The following is a 17,720-nucleotide window of genomic DNA, read 5'->3' as shown; positions in this document are numbered from 1 at the left end:
CGCCTCTGTGTGGTGCCTTGACGCAGCCACACCACCACAAGTCACATCAGAGCCAGCGCAGGCGGCGGAAGACCCACCATTGGAACCCGGCGATCAGCACGATGGCCACGCAGGCCACGGCAAAGCCGTAGGGAGCGCTGGCGCCCGGGATACCACCCACGTTGACGCCCAGGAGTCCGGTCACGAAGCTCATGGGCAGGAAAAAGCCGGTGATGATACCAAGAATGTACATGGTCTTGTTCATTCTCTCGGTGATGCGCCGGTGCTCGGCCTCCTGGATCAGCGAGATGCGCTCGCGCACCAGCTCCAGTTCCTCGATGTTTCGGGTAAGGCGGTTGTACAGCTCGTTCCAGTAGTCGACATCGTCCGGCACCGTCCAGGACAGCTTGGTTCGGGTCAGTTGCGAATAGATGTCACTCTGTGGCGCCAGGTAACGGCGCAATCCGGCGGAGCGGCGACGCAGGGTACGCAGCACAGCCTGGTCGGGGATATTGGTCTCGTCCTCCTCGATCGCCTCTTCCATGTCGTCGAGCTGGTCGGCCAGATTGCCGATCAGGGTGTCGACACGATCGGTGAGGTAATGCGCCAGGTACAACACCACTTCGGACGCATTCTTCGGCCCCTTGCCGGCAGCCAGGTCCTCGCGCAGGTCAGCAACCGCCTTAAGAGGCCGCAGGCGCATCGAGATCACTCGCCCGGCTTCGGCGAACACCCGTAGCGATACCATGTCTTCGGGCATCGCCCCGGGGTTCAGATTGACCCCGCGCAGGAACACCAGCATGCGCTCGGCGCCGAGATCGACCAGGCGCGGCCGAGTCGCCTCTTCCAGAAGCAGATCACAGGTGAACTCATTGAGCCCGCTGGTCTCGCGTAGCCAGGATTGCGCCTCCGGCACACCGCGATCCCAATGCAGCCAGAGGCTTTCCTCGGGCTTGAGATCCAGCAGCGGCAGTTCGCTTCGAGTGATCTGCCGGCCACTCCCACGCCCGTCCAGGACGAAGCCGTAGATCAAGCCGCGTTCGGTACCGCTTTCGTATGACTGCATGCAGGCTTCCAAGTACTCCGGCGTCGGACGGCGCCAACGCGCGCGCCCGACACTGCAGGGGCATCCCCAGGGACCCGGTTGGACCGGAGGACCGGCCCGGGGTTCACCTTACTCGGGCATTTTCAGCGCTTGCGGGGAAACGATGATGCCGTTGTTGTCGGCATAGACGAACTCGCCCGGGCGGAAAGTGATGCCGCCGAAAGTCACGGCCACGTTGAGGTCGCCGATGCCGCGCTTGTCGGTCTTCATCGGGTGGCTGGCCAGGGCCTGTACGCCCAGGTCGGTCTGCGCGATCACATCGACGTCACGGATGCAGCCGTAGACCACGATGCCTTCCCAGCCGTTTTTCGCCGCCTTCTCCGCAAGCATGTCGCCAAGCAGCGCACGACGCAGGGACCCGCCGCCATCGACCACCAGCACCTTGCCCTTGCCCTCCTTCTCGACCTGCTCCTTGACCAGCGAGTTGTCCTCGAAGCACTTGATGGTGACGATCTCGCCACCGAAGGAGTCGCGACCGCCGAAGTTGCTGAACATCGGCTCTACGACCTGCACCAGTTCCGGGTAGGCGTCGCACAGATCAGGGGTGACGTAATGCATGGAGAGACTCCTTGGAGAATGAGCGGAATGCGCGGCGACATCGCCAGCCGAATCGGCGAACGCATTCCAGGCGCCGGGCACCCGGAATGACTGAAGTTCGCTCCGGCGTCAGAGTCTAGCGACTGCCGCGTCATCCGCCTACGCCCTAGGGCCCTGGATTGCGGCTTTGCGAAGGCTCTACACCGGCACGGCGGCAGCGTCGGACTTCGGTAGCGCCTGGTGTTCGAGCCAATGGAGCACCAGTGGCCAGACCTCGCGTTGCGCCCCCTTGCTGACCAGCATTTCGACGTGGCCGAAGTTTTCCGAGAAGCCTTGCTTGCGCTCCAGGCAGAGGTACTCGCGGACTTCGGAACCGAACTGATCGAACAGCTTGCGGCAGAGCCACGGCGGGTCCTGGTGATCACCTTCGGCGCTTACCGCCAGCACCGGCACCTGCACCTCGGAAAGCCCGGCCCACCAATCGTTGTCGCGTTCGCCAAAGCGACCGAACAGGCCGTGCCAGCGCAGGGCTTCGAGGGCCAGGCCGATGGGCTCGTCTTCCGGCCCGCGGCGCAGGCGCGAGCCCGAGATCACACCCATGCGCTTGAGCAGGAAGCGCCCGCTCCAGGCCACTGGCGGCAACTTCAGTGGCCAGTAGTCACGACTCACCTGGCTGCCGAACAAGGCAACGCTGGCCGCCTCGTCCTCGCCCAGGTAGCCACCGCCACAGGCCGCAGCCAGAGTGATGCCACCGAGGGAATGCCCGATCCAGTGAGGACGCTGCCCCGCCTGCTCGGCGACGAAGCGGCCAATGGCTGGCAAGTCGTAGCGTGCGTAGTCGGCCACGCGATTGCGCGAGTAGTCCTGGTTGCGCGGCGACAGCCCGTGGCCGCGCATCTCGGCGATCCACACGTCGAAACCGGCGCGCGCCAGGTACGGCCCGAGGCCGATGCCCTTGGGCGAGTACCAGAAGCGCCGGTTGGAGAAACTGCCGTGCAGCAGGATGACCGGGACGCCGCGCGCTTCCTGCCCGATCAGGCCGAGGCGGGTCAGGGCCAGCTCGACGCTGGCGTCCGGGCTGTTGTTGGGCTTGAGGCGGTAGATATCCTCGACGAGGTCTCCGCGGATTTCGGCGCTGACGAGCGCGACGGGAAAGAGTTCGCTGCTGCTTTGCATGATGGAAATGACTGGCACAAAAAAGGGGGGGGGGGGGGGGCCACCCTCTTGGACGGTTTAACGCGACGTCAGGCTTGGCCTTCGGCCAGGAAGAACCAGGTATCGAGCACCGAGTCGGGGTTCAGCGAAACGCTTTCGATGCCCTGCTCCATCAGCCACTTGGCCAGGTCCGGATGGTCCGAAGGCCCCTGACCGCAGATGCCGATGTACTTGCCGGCCTTGTTGCACGCCTGGATGGCGTTGGCCAGGAGCTTCTTCACCGCCGGATTACGCTCGTCGAACAGGTGCGCAACGATGCCGGAGTCGCGGTCCAGGCCCAGGGTCAGCTGGGTCAGGTCGTTGGAGCCGATGGAGAAGCCGTCGAAGTACTCGAGGAACTCGTCAGCCAGCAGGGCGTTGGACGGCAGTTCGCACATCATGATGACGCGCAGGCCGTTCTCGCCACGCTTGAGGCCGTTGGTGGCCAACAGCTCCACCACTTGCGAGGCCTCGCCGAGGGTACGCACGAAGGGCACCATGATCTCGACGTTGGTCAGGCCCATTTCGTTGCGGACCTTCTTCATCGCGCGGCATTCGAGCTCGAAGCAGTCGCGGAACGACTCGCTGATGTAGCGCGAGGCGCCACGGAAGCCGAGCATCGGGTTCTCTTCTTCCGGCTCGTAGAGCTTGCCGCCGATCAGGTTGGCGTATTCGTTGGACTTGAAGTCCGACAGGCGCACGATGACTTTCTTCGGCCAGAAGGCCGCCGCCAGGGTACTGATGCCTTCGACCAGCTTCTCGACGTAGAAGCCGACCGGATCGTCGTAACCGGCGATGCGCTTCTCGACGCTGTCCTTGATGTCGGCCGGCAGGCTGGAGAAGTTCAGCAGCGCCTTGGGGTGCACGCCGATCATGCGGTTGATGATGAATTCCAGACGGGCCAGGCCCACGCCCTCGTTGGGCAGTTGGGCGAAGTCGAAGGCGCGGTCCGGGTTGCCGACGTTCATCATGATCTTGAACGGCAGTTCGGGCATGGCGTCGACCGAGTTCTGGCGCACGTCGAAACCCAGCTCGCCTTCGTAGATCAGGCCGGTATCGCCTTCGGCGCAGGAAACGGTCACGCGCTGGCCGTCTTTCAGGACCGCAGTGGCGTTGCCACAACCTACGACAGCCGGGATACCCAGCTCACGGGCGATGATCGCGGCGTGGCAGGTACGGCCGCCACGGTTGGTGACGATGGCGCTGGCGCGCTTCATCACGGGCTCCCAATCCGGGTCGGTCATGTCGGAGACCAGCACGTCGCCCGGCTGGACCTTGTCCATCTCGGATACGTCGTGGATCACCTTGACCGGGCCGGCGCCGATGCGCTGGCCGATGGCGCGACCTTCAACCAGGACCTTGCCCTTCTCCTTGAGCAGGTAGCGTTCCATGACGTTGGCACTGGAACGGCTCTTAACGGTTTCCGGACGAGCCTGGACGATGTACAGCTTGCCGTCGTCGCCGTCTTTGGCCCACTCGATGTCCATCGGGCGCTGGTAGTGCTTCTCGATGATCAACGCCTGCTTGGCCAGCTCGGTCACCTCGGCATCGGTCAGGGCGAAGCGCGCGCGGTCGGCCTTGTCCACATCGACGACCTTGACCGATTTGCCGGCCTTGGCTTCGTCGCCGTAGACCATCTTGATCGCCTTGCTGCCCAGGTTGCGGCGCAGGATCGCCGGGCGGCCGGCTTCCAGGGTCGGCTTGTGGACGTAGAACTCGTCAGGGTTCACAGCGCCCTGCACGACGGTTTCGCCGAGGCCGTAGGCGCCGGTGATGAAGACCACGTCACGGAAGCCGGACTCGGTGTCCAGGGTGAACATCACGCCGGCGGTACCGGTTTCGGAGCGGACCATGCGCTGCACGCCAGCGGACAGGGCGACCAGTTTGTGGTCGAAGCCCTGGTGCACGCGGTAGGCGATGGCGCGGTCGTTGAACAGGGAGGCGAAGACTTCCTTGGTGGCGCGGATCACGTTGTCCACGCCACGGATGTTCAGGAAGGTTTCCTGCTGGCCGGCGAAAGAGGCGTCCGGCAGGTCTTCGGCGGTGGCGGAAGAGCGCACGGCAACGGCCATGTTGGCGTTGTTGCCGGCCATCTCGGCGAAGGCCTTGCGGATCTCGGCGTCGAGCTGGGCGGGGAATTCGGCGTCCATCACCCACTGGCGAATCTGTGCGCCGGTTTTGGCCAGAGCGTTGACGTCGTCGACGTCGAGCGCGTCCAGGGCGGCATGGATGCGATCGTTCAGGCCGCTCTGCTCGAGGAAGTCACGGTAGGCCTGAGCAGTGGTGGCGAAGCCACCGGGAACGGAAACCCCAGCACCGGCGAGGTTGCTGATCATTTCGCCCAGGGATGCGTTCTTGCCCCCCACATGTTCGACATCGTGGACGCCGAGCTTATCGAGGGAAACTACGTACTCTACCAAGGTGATCTCTCCACTGAATGTTGGAAAAGCTCAAAACGGCCGTCGCGGCTCCGCCGCGTCCTGGCCTGGGCCGGAAAAATGGGTAACAATCCCCCGGCAAAAGGCCCTGCAAAAGCGCGGCCTATCATACCTAGGATTCCTTCCTACCTTAAGGCCACTAGCGCAATGAAACGTACGGCGTTCTTCATTTCCGACGGAACCGGCATCACTGCCGAAACCCTCGGCCAAAGTCTCCTTGCGCAGTTCGAGAACATCAACTTCCTCAAACTGACGCGACCCTACATCGACTCTGAAGAAAAAGCGCGCGTCATGGTACAGCAAATCAACGCTGCTGCCGAGGCGGACGGGGCCCGCCCGATCATCTTCGACACCATCGTGAACCGCGAGATCCGCGCCATCCTGGCGCAGTCCAATGGCTTCATGATCGACATCTTCTCGACCTTTTTGTCCCCATTGGAACAGGAATTATCCGCGGACTCCTCGTACTCCGTCGGAAAGTCGCACAGCATCGGCCAGCACACCAACTACATGGAGCGCATCGAGGCCGTGAACTTCGCGCTGGACAACGACGACGGCGCGCGCACCCACTACTACGACAAGGCCGACCTGATCCTGGTCGGCGTGTCGCGCTGCGGCAAGACCCCGACTTGCCTGTACATGGCCATGCAGTACGGCATCCGCGCCGCCAACTACCCGCTCACCGAAGAAGACATGGAGCGCCTGCAGCTGCCCAATGCGCTCAAGCCCTTCAAGCACAAGCTGTTCGGCCTGACCATCGACCCCGACCGGCTGACCGCCATTCGCCACGAGCGCAAGCCCAACAGCCGCTACGCAAGCTTCGCCCAGTGCGAGTTCGAGGTGCGCGAGGTGGAGAACCTGTTCCGCCGCGAGAACATCGCCTACATCAACTCCACGCATTTTTCGGTGGAAGAGATTTCGGCCAAGATTCTCGTCGAGAAGGGTGTCGAGCGCCGTCTAAAATAGCCGCTCGACTGCAGCGAAACAGCGCGAAAAGCCGGCCGAACGCCGGCTTTTCCGTTATCTGGCGCACATTGATCCCAGGGCAGGAGCGCCCGGTTGTCGCGGCCGAAACGCCCCATGCTAGAATGCCGCCCGCTCTCCACTGGGCGTCTTCCCGGCGCGGCCGAACGATCAGCGCGCACATGCGGGCCAGGCGTTTGCCGGATGCTCCCGTACCAGAGGCCTCGCGGTCTCCCAGTGCACAGAACCTATGCAACTCAGACTCACCACCCTTCTGCTGCTGTTCCTGCTCCCCGCCCTCGGCGTCACCGCCCAGGCCGCGGGTAAGACCGTCTACGGCCTCAACGAATACGCGCACATCGGCGAACTCGACGAAGTGCTCGCCGCCAAGCTCGACACCGGCGCCAAGACCGCATCGCTCAGCGCCCGCGACATCAAGCGCTTCAAGCGCGATGGCGAAACCTGGGTGCGCTTCTACCTGGCCACCGACAGCGCCGACCGCGAGCCGATCGAACGGCCGCTGGCACGCATCAGCAAGATCAAGCGCCGCCACGGCGATTTCGACCCCGACGAAGACAAGGCCTACACCGCACGCCCGGTCATCGAACTGGAGGTCTGCCTGGGCAAGGTGCGCCGCACCATCGAAGTGAACTTGACCGATCGCAGCGCCTTCCAATACCCGCTGCTGATCGGCTCCGACGCGCTCAAGCGCTTCGGTGCGCTGGTCGATCCCAGCCTGAAATACGCCGCCGGCCAGCCCGGCTGTCCCCTTGCGAAGAAAACTGCCGAGTAACGCCCCATGCGCTCTCTGAACCTACACCTGAAGATCCTGATCGCGACCCTGGTGCTGCTGGGCATCTCGATCACCGCGTACCAGATCTTCGTCCTCGGAATTCCCATGACCGAAGCGGAAACCGAGGACCTCTGGAACATCGACGCACGGGTCAGCTTCGAAGCCGCGCCCAAGACGCCGGTGAAGGTGCAGATGTTCGTCCCGCCACTGACCCAGGACTACACGAGCCTCAACGAGAGCTTCGTGTCGAACAACTACGGCGTGAGCATCAACCGCTCCGACGGCAACCGTAAGGTGACCTGGTCTTCGCGCCGCGCCAGCGGCAAGCAGACCCTCTACTACCGCCTGGTGCTGACCAAGCGCTTCAGCGGCGAGAAGCCCAAGGAGAAAGGCCCGATCTTCCGCGACACGCCGCCGCTGGAAGGCCCGGAGAAGATCGCAGCCGAAGCGCTGATCGCTCCGATCCGCCAGCATTCGGCCGACATCGAGACCTTCGTCAGCGAGACCATCAAGCGTGCCAACAACCAGGCCGACGACAACGTCAAGCTGCTGATGGCCGGCGACACCAGCCTGGAGAAGCGCGCCTACATCGTCGAGACCCTGCTGGGCATCGCCCACGTGCCGCTGGAGCGGGTGCACACCCTGCGCCTGCTGGCCAACCAGCAGCAAACCCCGGAGCTGTGGCTGCGCAGCTACAACGGCAAGGACTGGCTGTACTTCAACCCCGAGACCGGCGAGCGCGGCCTGCCCAACGACCGGGTGATCTGGTGGCTGGGCGACGAGCCGCTGCTGAGCGTGGACGGTGGCAAGAAGGCCCAGGTCAGCTTCAGCATCAACAGCAGCGAGATGAATGCCATCCGCCTGGCGAAGATCTCCGACGCCAACACCGACGCGACCTTCCTCGAGTACTCGCTGTACGGCCTGCCGCTGTCGACCCAGCAGACCTTCCAGATCATGATCATGATCCCCTTCGGCGTGCTGGTGATCCTGGTGCTGCGCAACCTGATCGGCATCCAGACCCTGGGCACCTTCACCCCTGTGCTGATCGCCCTCGCCTTCCGCGAGACCGGCCTGCAGTGGGGCATCGGCCTGTTCACCGTGATCACCGCCCTGGGCCTGTCGCTGCGCTCGTACCTCGAGCACCTGAAGCTGCAGATGCTGCCGCGCCTGTCGGTGGTGCTGACGTTCGTGGTGGTGATGATCGCGATCATCAGCCTGCTCAGCCACAAGCTCGGCTTCGAGAGCGGGCTGTCGGTGGCGCTGTTCCCGATGGTGATCCTGACCATGAGCATCGAGCGCCTGTCGATCACCTGGGAGGAGCGCGGCGCCGCGCATGCGATGAAGGCGGCCCTCGGCACCCTGGTGGCGGCCACCTTGGCGCACATCCTGATGCGCGTGCCGGAACTGGTGTACTTCGTCTTCACCTTCCCGGCGGTGCTGCTGATCCTGGTCGCCTTCATGCTCGCGATGGGTCGCTACCGCGGCTACCGCCTGACCGAGCTGTTCCGCTTCAAAGCCTTCCTCAAGGACTGAGCCATGTTCGGCCTGATCAAGCGATGGAAAGCCCTGGAAGCCAAGGGCATCATGGGGATCAACCGGCGCAACGCGGACTTCGTGCTGAAGTACAACAAGCGCCATCTGTACCCGATCGTCGACGACAAGATCATCACCAAGGAGCGCGCCATCGAGGCCGGCATCCAGGTGCCGGAGATGTACGGGATCATCTCCACCGAGAAGGAAATCGAGAAGCTCGACAGCATCATCGGCGAGCGCAACGACTTCGTGATCAAGCCTGCGCAGGGCGCCGGCGGCGATGGCATCCTGGTGATCGCCGACCGCTTCGAGGGCAACTACAAGACGGTCTCCGGGCGGATCATCAGCCGCGACGAGATCGAGTACCAGCTGTCCAGCATCCTCACCGGCCTCTACTCCCTCGGCGGGCACCGTGACCGCGCACTGATCGAGTACCGCGTCACCCCCGACCCGATCTTCAAGAGCATCAGCTACGAGGGCGTGCCGGACATCCGCATCATCGTCCTCATGGGCTACCCGGTGATGGCCATGCTGCGCCTGCCGACCCGCCAGTCCAACGGCAAGGCCAACTTGCACCAGGGCGCCATCGGCGTGGGTGTGGACCTCGCCACCGGCAGCACACTGCGCGGCACCTGGCTGAACCGCAAGATCGCCAAGCACCCGGACACCGCCAACGCGGTGGACGGCGTGCAGCTGCCGTTCTGGGACGGCTTCATGAAGCTCGCCGCGGGCTGCTACGAGCTCTGCGGCCTTGGCTACATCGGCGTGGACATGGTGCTGGACCAGGACAAGGGCCCGCTGATCCTCGAGCTCAACGCACGCCCCGGCCTGAACATCCAGATCGCCAACGACTGCGGCCTGGTCGGCCGAACTCAGGCAGTGGAGGCGCATCTGGAAAGCCTGCGCGCCAAGGGTATTGAGGAAACGCCGGAGCAGCGCGTGAAGTTCGCCCAGAGCCTGTTCGGGCACGTGCCGCAGCGGGAGATCTGACGGCGCCGCCCCGCCCGTAGGAGCGGATCTCATCCGCGAAAAACCTGTAGGAGCGCGCCATGCGCGCGAATCGCGGACAAGGTCCGCTCCTACAGGGATTCCCCCGCCCAACCTCAGCGAATCACCGCCAGCTCGAAACCGCCCTGGTCGCCGTGGTCGCGCACCTTCATGCCGGCATCGTTCACCGCCAGTTTTTCCAGCGGCCGCTTGTACGGTTTGTTGTCGAGGGTCTGCAGACTGCGGTCCTCGTCCGTGGTCAGCAGCAGTACGTAGCGTTCACCTTCGTTGGCGCGCACCGGCACCGTGCCTTCGATGAAGGCGTAGCGGTACCAGGTCTCCGGATTGAGCTTGTACACCGCGTCGCTGACCAGGCGGGTCGGGCGCTTGTGTTCGTCGAGGAACAGCAGCGACGGATAGACCACCTGATGGTTGGCGAAGCTACGCACGCGCAGGCCATAGACCTGCTGCGATGCCGGCAGCTTCATGGCCACGTAGTAGCTCTTGCCCATCGGGAAATCGAAGCTCGGCGAGAACTTGTTGAGCTCCTCGTAGCGCGGCTCATCGGCACTCAGTTCGGTGAAATCGCCCTCGCCGATCTGCTCGCAGCAGCGCCGCTGCAGGTCCTGGTAGAGGTCGTTCAGGGTCTTGCCGCTGCCCTTGAGCAGCGCCTTCATGGCGTCGGTCTGCTCGCCGCTGCCGTCGAGCCCAGGCAATGCCTGCGGACGCTTGCCGAACTCGACCTGCCGACCTTCGGTGAAGGCGATGTCGTTGCGGCGAATGCCCGCTGCGCGCTCCTCGGGGCTGATCGGCGAGTTGTGCATGCGCCCCTGCTCGTCGACCCAGGTGTAGTACGGATTGCCGTTCTGGCTGCGAACGAAGCCCTTGTCTTCGTACGCCTCGGCATCGATGTACTCGGACGAGCGATCGCCATTGGGCAGCACGTAGTCGGCGCCACCGGCAGGCGCCTGGTTGGCCGCGTAGAAGCTGTTCTGCAGGTTGCCCTGGCCGTCCACCCAGGTGAAGTAACGCCGCTTGCTCTCCCCCGCCGCCTGGCTCCCCGGCCAGCGCGTGCCGCCGTCGTCGAGCAGGCGCGCCTGGTCGCTTTGGTCGATGCGCTTGGCCGCCTGGCGCTGTTGGCGATTGAAGTCGTCGTCGACGAAGGTGTTGTGCACCTGCCCGCTGTCGTCGATCCACGACAGATAGCGTCCGGCGCCCGCCTGCGCACCCGCGGACAGCAAGGCCACGCCGAGGAGAACAATGCCCAGTGGAGTGCAGCGACGCATCTGTCCGTCCTCAGAAGGTGGTGTTGTAGGTCAGTGCGAAAATATAGGCCTTCACCGTCGTGTCCACATCCATGCCGGCATAGGGGTTGTACACCAGGTTGTCGATCCCGGTGCAGGTCAGGTTGCAGCTCTCGCCGGCCTTGATGCTCTGCTTGGAAACGAAGTAGTTGAAGCCCAGGTCGATGGTGGTGTCCTTGTCCCAGCGATAGCCCAGGCCGAGGCCGTAGAGGTTGGCGTCGCCGATGGGCACCAGGGCGTCGGCCTTGCTCTTGGGGATCGCCGAGGGGCGGTACTCGTAGCCGGCGCGCAGCTGCAGGCGGTCGTTCACGTCGTACTGTACGCCGGCGGCGTAGCTCCAGGTGTCGCGGTAGCCGCGGTCGAGAATGATGCTGTGGTCGGTGGCGCCGTTGGGCGCAAAGTTCTTGGCGATGCGCAGCAGGTCGAGTTCCTTGTCGAACTCGATGGTCATGTTGTTCCAGTCGCTGTAGCCGCTCCACTTGAGGTCGGCGTTGAACTGCCAGTTGTCGAACGGACGAATCTTGATGCCGGTGGAGAAGTTGTCCGGGTTGGTCAGCTTCAGCGTGGCTACGCCGTGCTCTTCGTCGACGTTGCCGTTGGGGAACAGCGGACTGAGGAAGGCACCGAACACCGAGCTCTGCAGGCCGGACCAGAAGCCCTGCCAGTCCTGGGTGTAGTCGACGCGGTACTTGCCCTTGAGCTTCATGCGCGACTCGCTCTGGTACACCGCACCCCAGCCGAACCAGTCGTTGGGCTCCCAGAGCACGCCGAGGTTGTAGCTCGGCGAGAGGGTCTGCTGCATGTCCAGCTTGAGGTTGGCCAGCTTGTCGTAAGGGCCGATCTTGCCGCCGCAGACGTTGAACACCAGCTCGACGATTTCCTGCGCCCCCGGCACGCAGGTGGTGTTGTGCAGGGTTTCCAGCAGGCCGGTGAGGATGCCCGGGTTGCGGAAGTCGGTATCCAGCGCCATGGCCTGGTGCGAGAAGCCGATCGACAGGCCGAACGACCAGGCGTCGTTCATCTGGTAGCCCACCGAGGGCGAGAAGTAGGTCAGCCGCTGCAGCGATACACGACGGCCATCGTAGCGTGCCGGATCGCTGTCGGAATCGCGCGAATAGCCCAGCGCCTGCGGGGTGTAGACGTTGGTGGCGAAGGTGAATTTCGAGCCCGGCGGGTTGATCGAGATGCCGGCCAGCGGCGCTACCAGCGCCGGCACGTCGGTCATGCCGCCGAGGCCTGGCAGGTACATGGTCGGCGTGGTGGTGCGGCTGTGCGAGTTGGCGATCGGGTCGTCGGTCACGCCGAAGGTGCTCGAGCCATAATCTGGCGGCGCATGGAAGCCGGCGCGGATATCCATGAAGCCGGCCACCAGCTTCACCGTGGTCTGCCGGCCCTTGAGTTTGGTCAGTGCGGCCGGGTTGTAGTGCACGGCGTCGATGCCGGTCGAATCGGCAGTCACCGCGTTGCCCAGGGCCATCGCCTTGGGGTTGCCGATGGTGATGTCGTTGGCCAGTTGTGCGTGCGCCGGCAGAATCCAGCCAAGCCCCGCCCCAGCCATCGCCAGCACGAGTGGCGAAATGCGCTTCGTCATGTGGGTCTCGCTCGCGGGTTAGTCGGGTTTCAGGCCCTTGATGTCCAGGGGCAGGGAAACCCCCAGCAGGACATCCGGCGAGTCCTCGGTCATGCCGAAGCCGGCGTTCACGTTGACGATGTAGTCGGGTGAAGTTCGCAGGCCGAGCGAGAAGTTCATGATTGCGCTGGTCTGTTCCGGAGCCTCCACCGTGCGGTCGTCGAAGTGGTAGTGGCTCTTCATCTGGTAGGCCATCTGGTACGAGGTGGCCAGCGATACGTCATAGGACAGCGCGTAGGCCATGCCCATGGCGAAGTTCAGGGTGTCGCCCGGAGTGACCTTCTGCAGCTCCTCGTTGTATTGGTACTGATGGATGCTGTCGACCTGCATGTTGTAGGTGTAACCGAGCGAGCCGTAGAGCACGACCGGGTCGATCACGTAGGACATGTTGGCGCCCACGCCCAGGCTGTAGTAGCCGCTGCCGGTAGACACGTCCTTGTCCGGATTCATGTCGTACGGGCTGTCGCCGGTGGGGAGGCCGAGGGTGGCGTAGAAGGTGGTGACGGGACGTCCGCGTACCGATGGCCAGGGCTGCCAGCGCAACGTCGTGGAGATGTCGCCGAGGCTGTAGGCATGCACGTCGCGCTCGGTGTCGTACTTGGCCACGAACGGCAGGCGCAGGCTGAAGGTCAGGTTGTCCCAGATGCCGTAGTCGAAGGTGAACGAGTTGGTGAAGGTGTGCTGCGCCTCGCTCTGCGCCAGGACGCTGTAGACGTTCTGGCCAGTGCGCACCTGCTGGATGCGGGTGTCGCGCATCATCGAGTAGTCGAAGCCATAGGTGAGCGTGCGCTCGCCCTTCTTCAGCAAGGTGTAGCTTTGTTCCGCCGCCTGGAACACCTGCTCCAGCGCCTTGGCGCTGTCGGCGTCACCCTCTTTCTTGGACAGTGCATCACGCGCCTGGTCGACCGATTTCTCCTCGGCCCACACAGGGCCGCCAGCCAGCAAGGCCAGTATGGCGGCGCACGCATACCCCCTGAAATCCATGATGCTATCCCCTGGTCTTGTTCTTATGGGTCGATGAAAAGAGCGCTCACTTGTTGCGGATGTACTGCACGTCGCCTTTCGAGGCGGCCTCCGTCACGCGGTTGCTGGCGAACTTGCTCAGCTCCGGAAAATCGCGGAAGGCCAGCAGGCTCACGGTACGGTCATCCACCAGGCGCAGGTCCTGTTCTTTCAGGGCCAGGGCGCTCTTCGGCTCCTGGCCGCCGGGGTAGATCACGAACAGGACGTTCTGGTCCCAGATCGCCTCGAAGCGGCTGCGGGTGAAACTGATGTTGCCCAGGGCAGGATCGGCAACGAAAACGTGATCGTTGTAGACGTCACGCACCACCACGAAATGCTTGAAGCCGCCGTAGTGGATGGGCACGAGCGCCGGGTTTTCCAGCGAGTCGAGGTCGGAGAATTCGGCACGGAAACCGCCGCTCTTGTAGCCCAGTGCAGCGGCGTAGCGCTTCATGTCGAGCAGCGAGAAACCGCGACGCTGGACGATCTTGTCCGCCTCGCCGTACTTCAGAAGGCCTTCCATGACCTGGCGCTCTTCCAGGTTGCGCCCCAGGTAGTAGTCCAGCAGCGTGGTCAGGGCCGCCGAGCCGCAGCTGTAGTCGTACGACTGGCGAATGACGTTGCGGAACTGCACCTGGCTCATCGGCTCGAGCTGCACCGACTCACGCAAGGGGCCGTTGGGAGTGAGTTGCTGCGAGAGATTGACCGTGCCTTGCGGTTGCGGCTTGGTGTCCACCGCCTGGGTGAAACCGAACAGCCCCAGCAGGCTCCCCAGCAGAATCTCGAACATCCATCCCACTCCTTGAATTCTGGATGGACCTCGCCGGCGAGGCGCCGGCGAGATCGGGTACTACGCGAACACCGTGATCAGTGACCCCAGATCTTCACGGTGGAACCGGCCAGGTTCAGGTTGGAGACGGTCAGCGAGCCGATGCTGGCGCCAGTGCTGCCAACCTTGATGGCGTCGATGGTCACGTCGCCGGTAACGGTCGGCAGGCCGATAGCCAGCTGCTGGGTCGGGGTGCTGCCGATGGTGGTGGTAACCACGTCTACGGTCATCGGGGCGCTGTCGGCGATGGTTACGCTCGGCAGATGGATGCCCTGCAGCACCAGGGAGCCGCCGTTGGTGTCGGCGTCGGTGTAGGTCACGGCGCCGATAGAGGCGTTGAAGGTACCGGCGATGCTGATGCCGTCCTGACCGGTCACGCTGGACAGCGCGGTGTCATCCATGGATTTCAGGTCGGCATGAGCCATGAACGGAGCGGCCAGAACAGCACTTGCAAGAACCAGTTGTTGGATTTTTTTCATTGTTGTGTCTCTCCAGTGTTCAGGTGGGTTTGCCCCAGGGCTGCAGTGGGCGTCCTGCCCCGCTGCAGGTTGGCCGGCCAAGCCGACCCTCCAGACCCGCCACGGCTTCCCTAGGTGTCGCGGGCATGGATTCGTGAAGCACTCAGGCTTCGCGTCCTGGTTTCAAGCTACTGGTCCAACCCCCACCTGCCAGCCCATCCAAGGGATGGAGCCGGATCTTCCGTGATTTCACGCCTCGCTCAGCAAGCCGAGGCTCTTCCCCTTGAGAACTGCCTGGGTACGACTGCGCACTCCCAACTTGGCGAACAGGTTGTGCAGGTGCCACTTGATGGTGGCCTCCGACAGATGTACCGCCTGGGCGATATCGCGATTGGAAAGGCCCGCCGCGACCAGCCGCAGGATCTCCCGCTCGCGGTGGCTAACATCCTGATTTTCCTCGAAACCTTCCGGGTCGACGGAGAGCCGGCGGCACTGCTCGCGGAGCATCTCGGCCACCCCTTGCCAGGCGGCGGCGCGCTTGGGCTCGGCTTCGCGCCAGGCCTCCCAGAACGGCAGCAGCCAGAGCGCGTCGTCCTGGAACAGGCGGCGATAGCCCTGGTTCCAGGCCTCTTCGAGAGTCGGCGCGAAGAGTGCGAAGGCTTTTTCGCTGTTACCTTTCTGCCAATACGCAACAGAAAGTAACAAGGAAAGACGCAAGCGCCGGTCGCGCAGATAGGGCGAAGTCGTCGCCGCCAGGCAGGCTTCCAGGCGCTGTTGCGCTTTCTCGGCATGCCGCTCGGACAACGCCAGGCGCGCCTCGGCCAGGCACAGCGCGGCGTGGGCGTCAGCGAAGCGCTCCGCGGAAAGCCCCGAGAGCTGTCGCGCCAGTTGAAGGCAAACGCGCTCGGCCTCGTTGGGTCGACGCAGCCAAAGCAACAGCTGCACCTTGCAACTCATGGCCAGCGCATTGACCCGCTCGTAACCCGGCGATTGCAGCCCGGCCAGCCATTCGTCGAGTTGGGCCAGACCCTGGTCGGCCTCGCCGGCAAAGAAACGCGCCTTGGCCATCACCAACTGGCCGCGGCTGATCAGCTCGACCGGCGTCGCCACGTCGCGCCAGGTCGTGGCGAGCGGCAGTTCGGCGAGGATCGCGGCGTGGCGATCCTGCTCGTAGAGGATATCGGCGTAGGCCAGCGACAACGGCCCACCTACCCTACTGCGCCGGCCGAACACCCGCTCGACCCGGCTGCGCGCGCTTTCGGCGATGGTCCGCCCGCGCTCCAGTTCGCCGCTCTCCTTGCAGATCAGCGCCTCGATCATGCTCGCCACCACCTGCAGGTACTCGCTGTCCGCCATGCGCAGGCATTCGCGGGCGATGCCGATGGCACCGGCCGCTTCGGCATAGTCGCCCAGCAGTGCATGAGCAGCGGCGAGGATGCACGCCAGGCTCGCGCGGAACACCGGCTGGTTCGCAGGCACCAGCGACAGCCACTGGCGCGAGACCTTGAGGCTCGCCTCCAGCTTGTCCTGGTAGAGCAGCACCAGCGCCTTGAGTACCTGGGCCACCGCCAGCAACTCGGCCAGACCGAAGTTGCGCGCCTTGCCCTGCCCCAGCAGCAGCCGTGCGCTGAGCTCCTCGATGAGGGCCTCGGCCTCGGCGAACTTCTGCTCGAAGGCCAACTGCCAGGCATAGAAGATCTGGAACACCGGGTGCTCGCGGATCACCTCGGCGGGAATGCTGCCGAGCATGCCGAGGATGCTGTACACCCGGTTGCCGGCGATCAGCCGCGCGCCCTGGCGCTCCAGCAAGTCGGCGGCAAAAGCGTAGTCACGCGCACGCAGCGCATAGCGCACCGCGCGATCGGCCATGTCGCGGCTCTCGCACCAGCGCGCCGCGGCATTGAGCAACGGCGTGGGATCGGCGCTGCGCGCCAAGCGCCCGTGGAGGAACTCGGCGAACAGGTGGTGGTAACGGAACCACTCGCGCTGGTCGTCCAGCGGGATGATGAACAATTGCTCGTTCTGCAGGCGCATGAGCATGTCCATGCCGTCGCGCCGCCCGGTCAGGGCGTTGCACAGCTCGGCGCAGAACTCGTCGAGCACGGAGGTCTGGTCGAGGAATTGCTGCAGCGGCGCCGGCAGCGAGGCGAGCACGTCTTCGGCGAGGTAGTCGGCTATGTCCCGTTCGGTACCGGACAGCCCGCGCAGAAAGGCGGCGCGGTCGCTGTGCCGGGCCAGCGCCAGGGCGGCCAGGTGCAGCGCGGTGATCCAGCCTTCGGTGCGCTTGTAGAGCAGCGCCAGCTCGGACTCGGCCAGAGACAGCCCCTTGAGCTCCAGCAGATAGGTGTCGGCTTCTTCGCGGGTCAGGCGCAGATCCGCGCCGCTCAGGCAGAAGGCCCAGGGCGACAGCGCCGGTTCGTCGACCAGGAAGCGTGGCCGGTAGCGCGTGCTGGTAACCAGGCGGACGTTGTCCGGCAGGTGCTCGATCAGATAGCGCGCGCCGGGCGTGAGCGCCGGATGGCGGATGCGGTGGAAGTCGTCGAGGAACAGATAGAGCTGGCCATCGATGCGCTTGAGGTCGGCGAGGAAGGCATCGAGCAGCCCCTCCAGCGGCAGCGTCATGTCCGACTGCAGCAGGTTCGAGGTGTTGGCGCCGAAGCCCTCGGCGACGCTGCGGATGCTCGCCACCAGATATTGCAGGAAGCGCTGCGGCTCGCTGTCGCCTTCGTCGCAGGACAGCCAGGCTACCAGCGCCCCGCTCTCCTGCAGGCGCCGGCGAAACAGGCTGAGGATCGTGCTCTTGCCGAACCCTGCCGGCGCGCTGAGGATCAGCGCGCGCTGGTTGCGCGCACCGTACAGGCGGTCGATCAAGGCCTGGCGCGGCAACAGCGCCACGCCATCCGCGTGCGGCGGGAACAGCTTGGTGCGCAGCAGCGGCGTGGGCTGCTGAGAATTCATCATGTTCATG

General features: G+C 64.4%; 14 protein-coding genes. 4 read left to right on the top strand and 10 right to left on the bottom strand.

All coding sequences use genetic code 11. From position 1 onward, the window contains the following. Positions 1-46: 46 nt before the first annotated feature. The 4 genes from PKB_RS09630 to ppsA all read right to left on the bottom strand — a co-directional run bounded on the left by PKB_RS09630 (position 47) and on the right by ppsA (position 5,235). Entirely contained in the window at positions 47-1,045 is a 999-nt protein-coding gene (locus PKB_RS09630; protein ID WP_043251173.1) for a zinc transporter ZntB, read from the bottom strand. Positions 1,046-1,153: 108 nt separating this feature from the next. After that, positions 1,154-1,642, bottom strand: coding sequence for a ribonuclease E activity regulator RraA (gene rraA, locus PKB_RS09625; protein ID WP_043251169.1), 489 nt, complete (start codon positions 1,640-1,642; stop codon positions 1,154-1,156). Positions 1,643-1,819: 177 nt separating this feature from the next. After that, positions 1,820-2,797, bottom strand: a complete 978-nt coding sequence (locus PKB_RS09620) for an alpha/beta fold hydrolase (RefSeq protein WP_043257116.1) — start codon at positions 2,795-2,797, stop codon at positions 1,820-1,822. A 68-nt stretch (positions 2,798-2,865) separates the two neighbouring features. Then, the gene (ppsA, locus tag PKB_RS09615; protein WP_043251166.1) at positions 2,866-5,235 is read right to left on the bottom strand and encodes a phosphoenolpyruvate synthase; all 2,370 of its coding nucleotides are present in this window, start codon (positions 5,233-5,235) and stop codon (positions 2,866-2,868) included. A 165-nt stretch (positions 5,236-5,400) separates the two neighbouring features. On the opposite strand from ppsA, the gene ppsR reads away from it, so the two are divergent. From ppsR to PKB_RS09595, 4 genes are all read left to right on the top strand, one after another. Then, positions 5,401-6,219 carry a posphoenolpyruvate synthetase regulatory kinase/phosphorylase PpsR gene (ppsR, locus tag PKB_RS09610; RefSeq protein ID WP_043251164.1) on the top strand — a complete coding sequence of 273 codons (819 nt, stop codon included), beginning with the start codon at positions 5,401-5,403 and terminating at the stop codon, positions 6,217-6,219. 247 nt (positions 6,220-6,466) lie between these two features. Next, entirely contained in the window at positions 6,467-7,009 is a 543-nt protein-coding gene (gene rloA, locus PKB_RS09605; RefSeq protein ID WP_043251161.1) for a retropepsin-like aspartic peptidase RloA, read from the top strand. A gap of 6 nt (positions 7,010-7,015) precedes the next feature. After that, complete coding sequence (rloB, locus tag PKB_RS09600) at positions 7,016-8,542, top strand: osmotic stress tolerance membrane protein RloB (protein ID WP_043251158.1); 1,527 nt, start codon at positions 7,016-7,018, stop codon at positions 8,540-8,542. 3 nt (positions 8,543-8,545) lie between these two features. Beyond that, positions 8,546-9,532: an alpha-L-glutamate ligase-like protein gene (locus tag PKB_RS09595; protein ID WP_043251155.1), complete on the top strand. Its 987-nt coding sequence runs from the start codon at positions 8,546-8,548 to the stop codon at positions 9,530-9,532. A 113-nt stretch (positions 9,533-9,645) separates the two neighbouring features. Here PKB_RS09595 and PKB_RS09590 read toward each other — a convergent pair whose 3' ends face one another. The 6 genes from PKB_RS09590 to PKB_RS09565 all read right to left on the bottom strand — a co-directional run bounded on the left by PKB_RS09590 (position 9,646) and on the right by PKB_RS09565 (position 17,719). Beyond that, positions 9,646-10,815: a MalM family protein gene (locus tag PKB_RS09590; protein ID WP_043251152.1), complete on the bottom strand. Its 1,170-nt coding sequence runs from the start codon at positions 10,813-10,815 to the stop codon at positions 9,646-9,648. 10 nt (positions 10,816-10,825) lie between these two features. After that, a complete protein-coding gene (locus tag PKB_RS09585; RefSeq protein WP_043251149.1) occupies positions 10,826-12,424 on the bottom strand; it encodes an outer membrane protein transport protein in 1,599 nt (532 codons plus the stop codon). 18 nt (positions 12,425-12,442) lie between these two features. Then, complete coding sequence (locus tag PKB_RS09580; RefSeq protein WP_043251147.1) at positions 12,443-13,447, bottom strand: transporter; 1,005 nt, start codon at positions 13,445-13,447, stop codon at positions 12,443-12,445. Positions 13,448-13,493: 46 nt separating this feature from the next. Continuing rightward, a complete protein-coding gene (locus tag PKB_RS09575; RefSeq protein WP_043251143.1) occupies positions 13,494-14,255 on the bottom strand; it encodes a C39 family peptidase in 762 nt (253 codons plus the stop codon). A 77-nt stretch (positions 14,256-14,332) separates the two neighbouring features. Further along, on the bottom strand, positions 14,333-14,773 hold the full coding sequence (locus PKB_RS09570) for a DUF6160 family protein (protein ID WP_043251140.1): 441 nt from the start codon (positions 14,771-14,773) through the stop codon (positions 14,333-14,335). Between the two features lie 228 nt (positions 14,774-15,001). Then, positions 15,002-17,719, bottom strand: coding sequence for a helix-turn-helix transcriptional regulator (locus PKB_RS09565; protein ID WP_043251137.1), 2,718 nt, complete (start codon positions 17,717-17,719; stop codon positions 15,002-15,004). Between the last annotated feature and the right edge of the window lies 1 nt (position 17,720).

Source organism: Pseudomonas knackmussii B13 (assembly GCF_000689415.1).
GTDB lineage: Bacteria > Pseudomonadota > Gammaproteobacteria > Pseudomonadales > Pseudomonadaceae > Pseudomonas > Pseudomonas knackmussii.
Note: the sequence above shows the minus strand (reverse complement) of the source record. Positions and strands in the feature narration are given on the sequence as shown.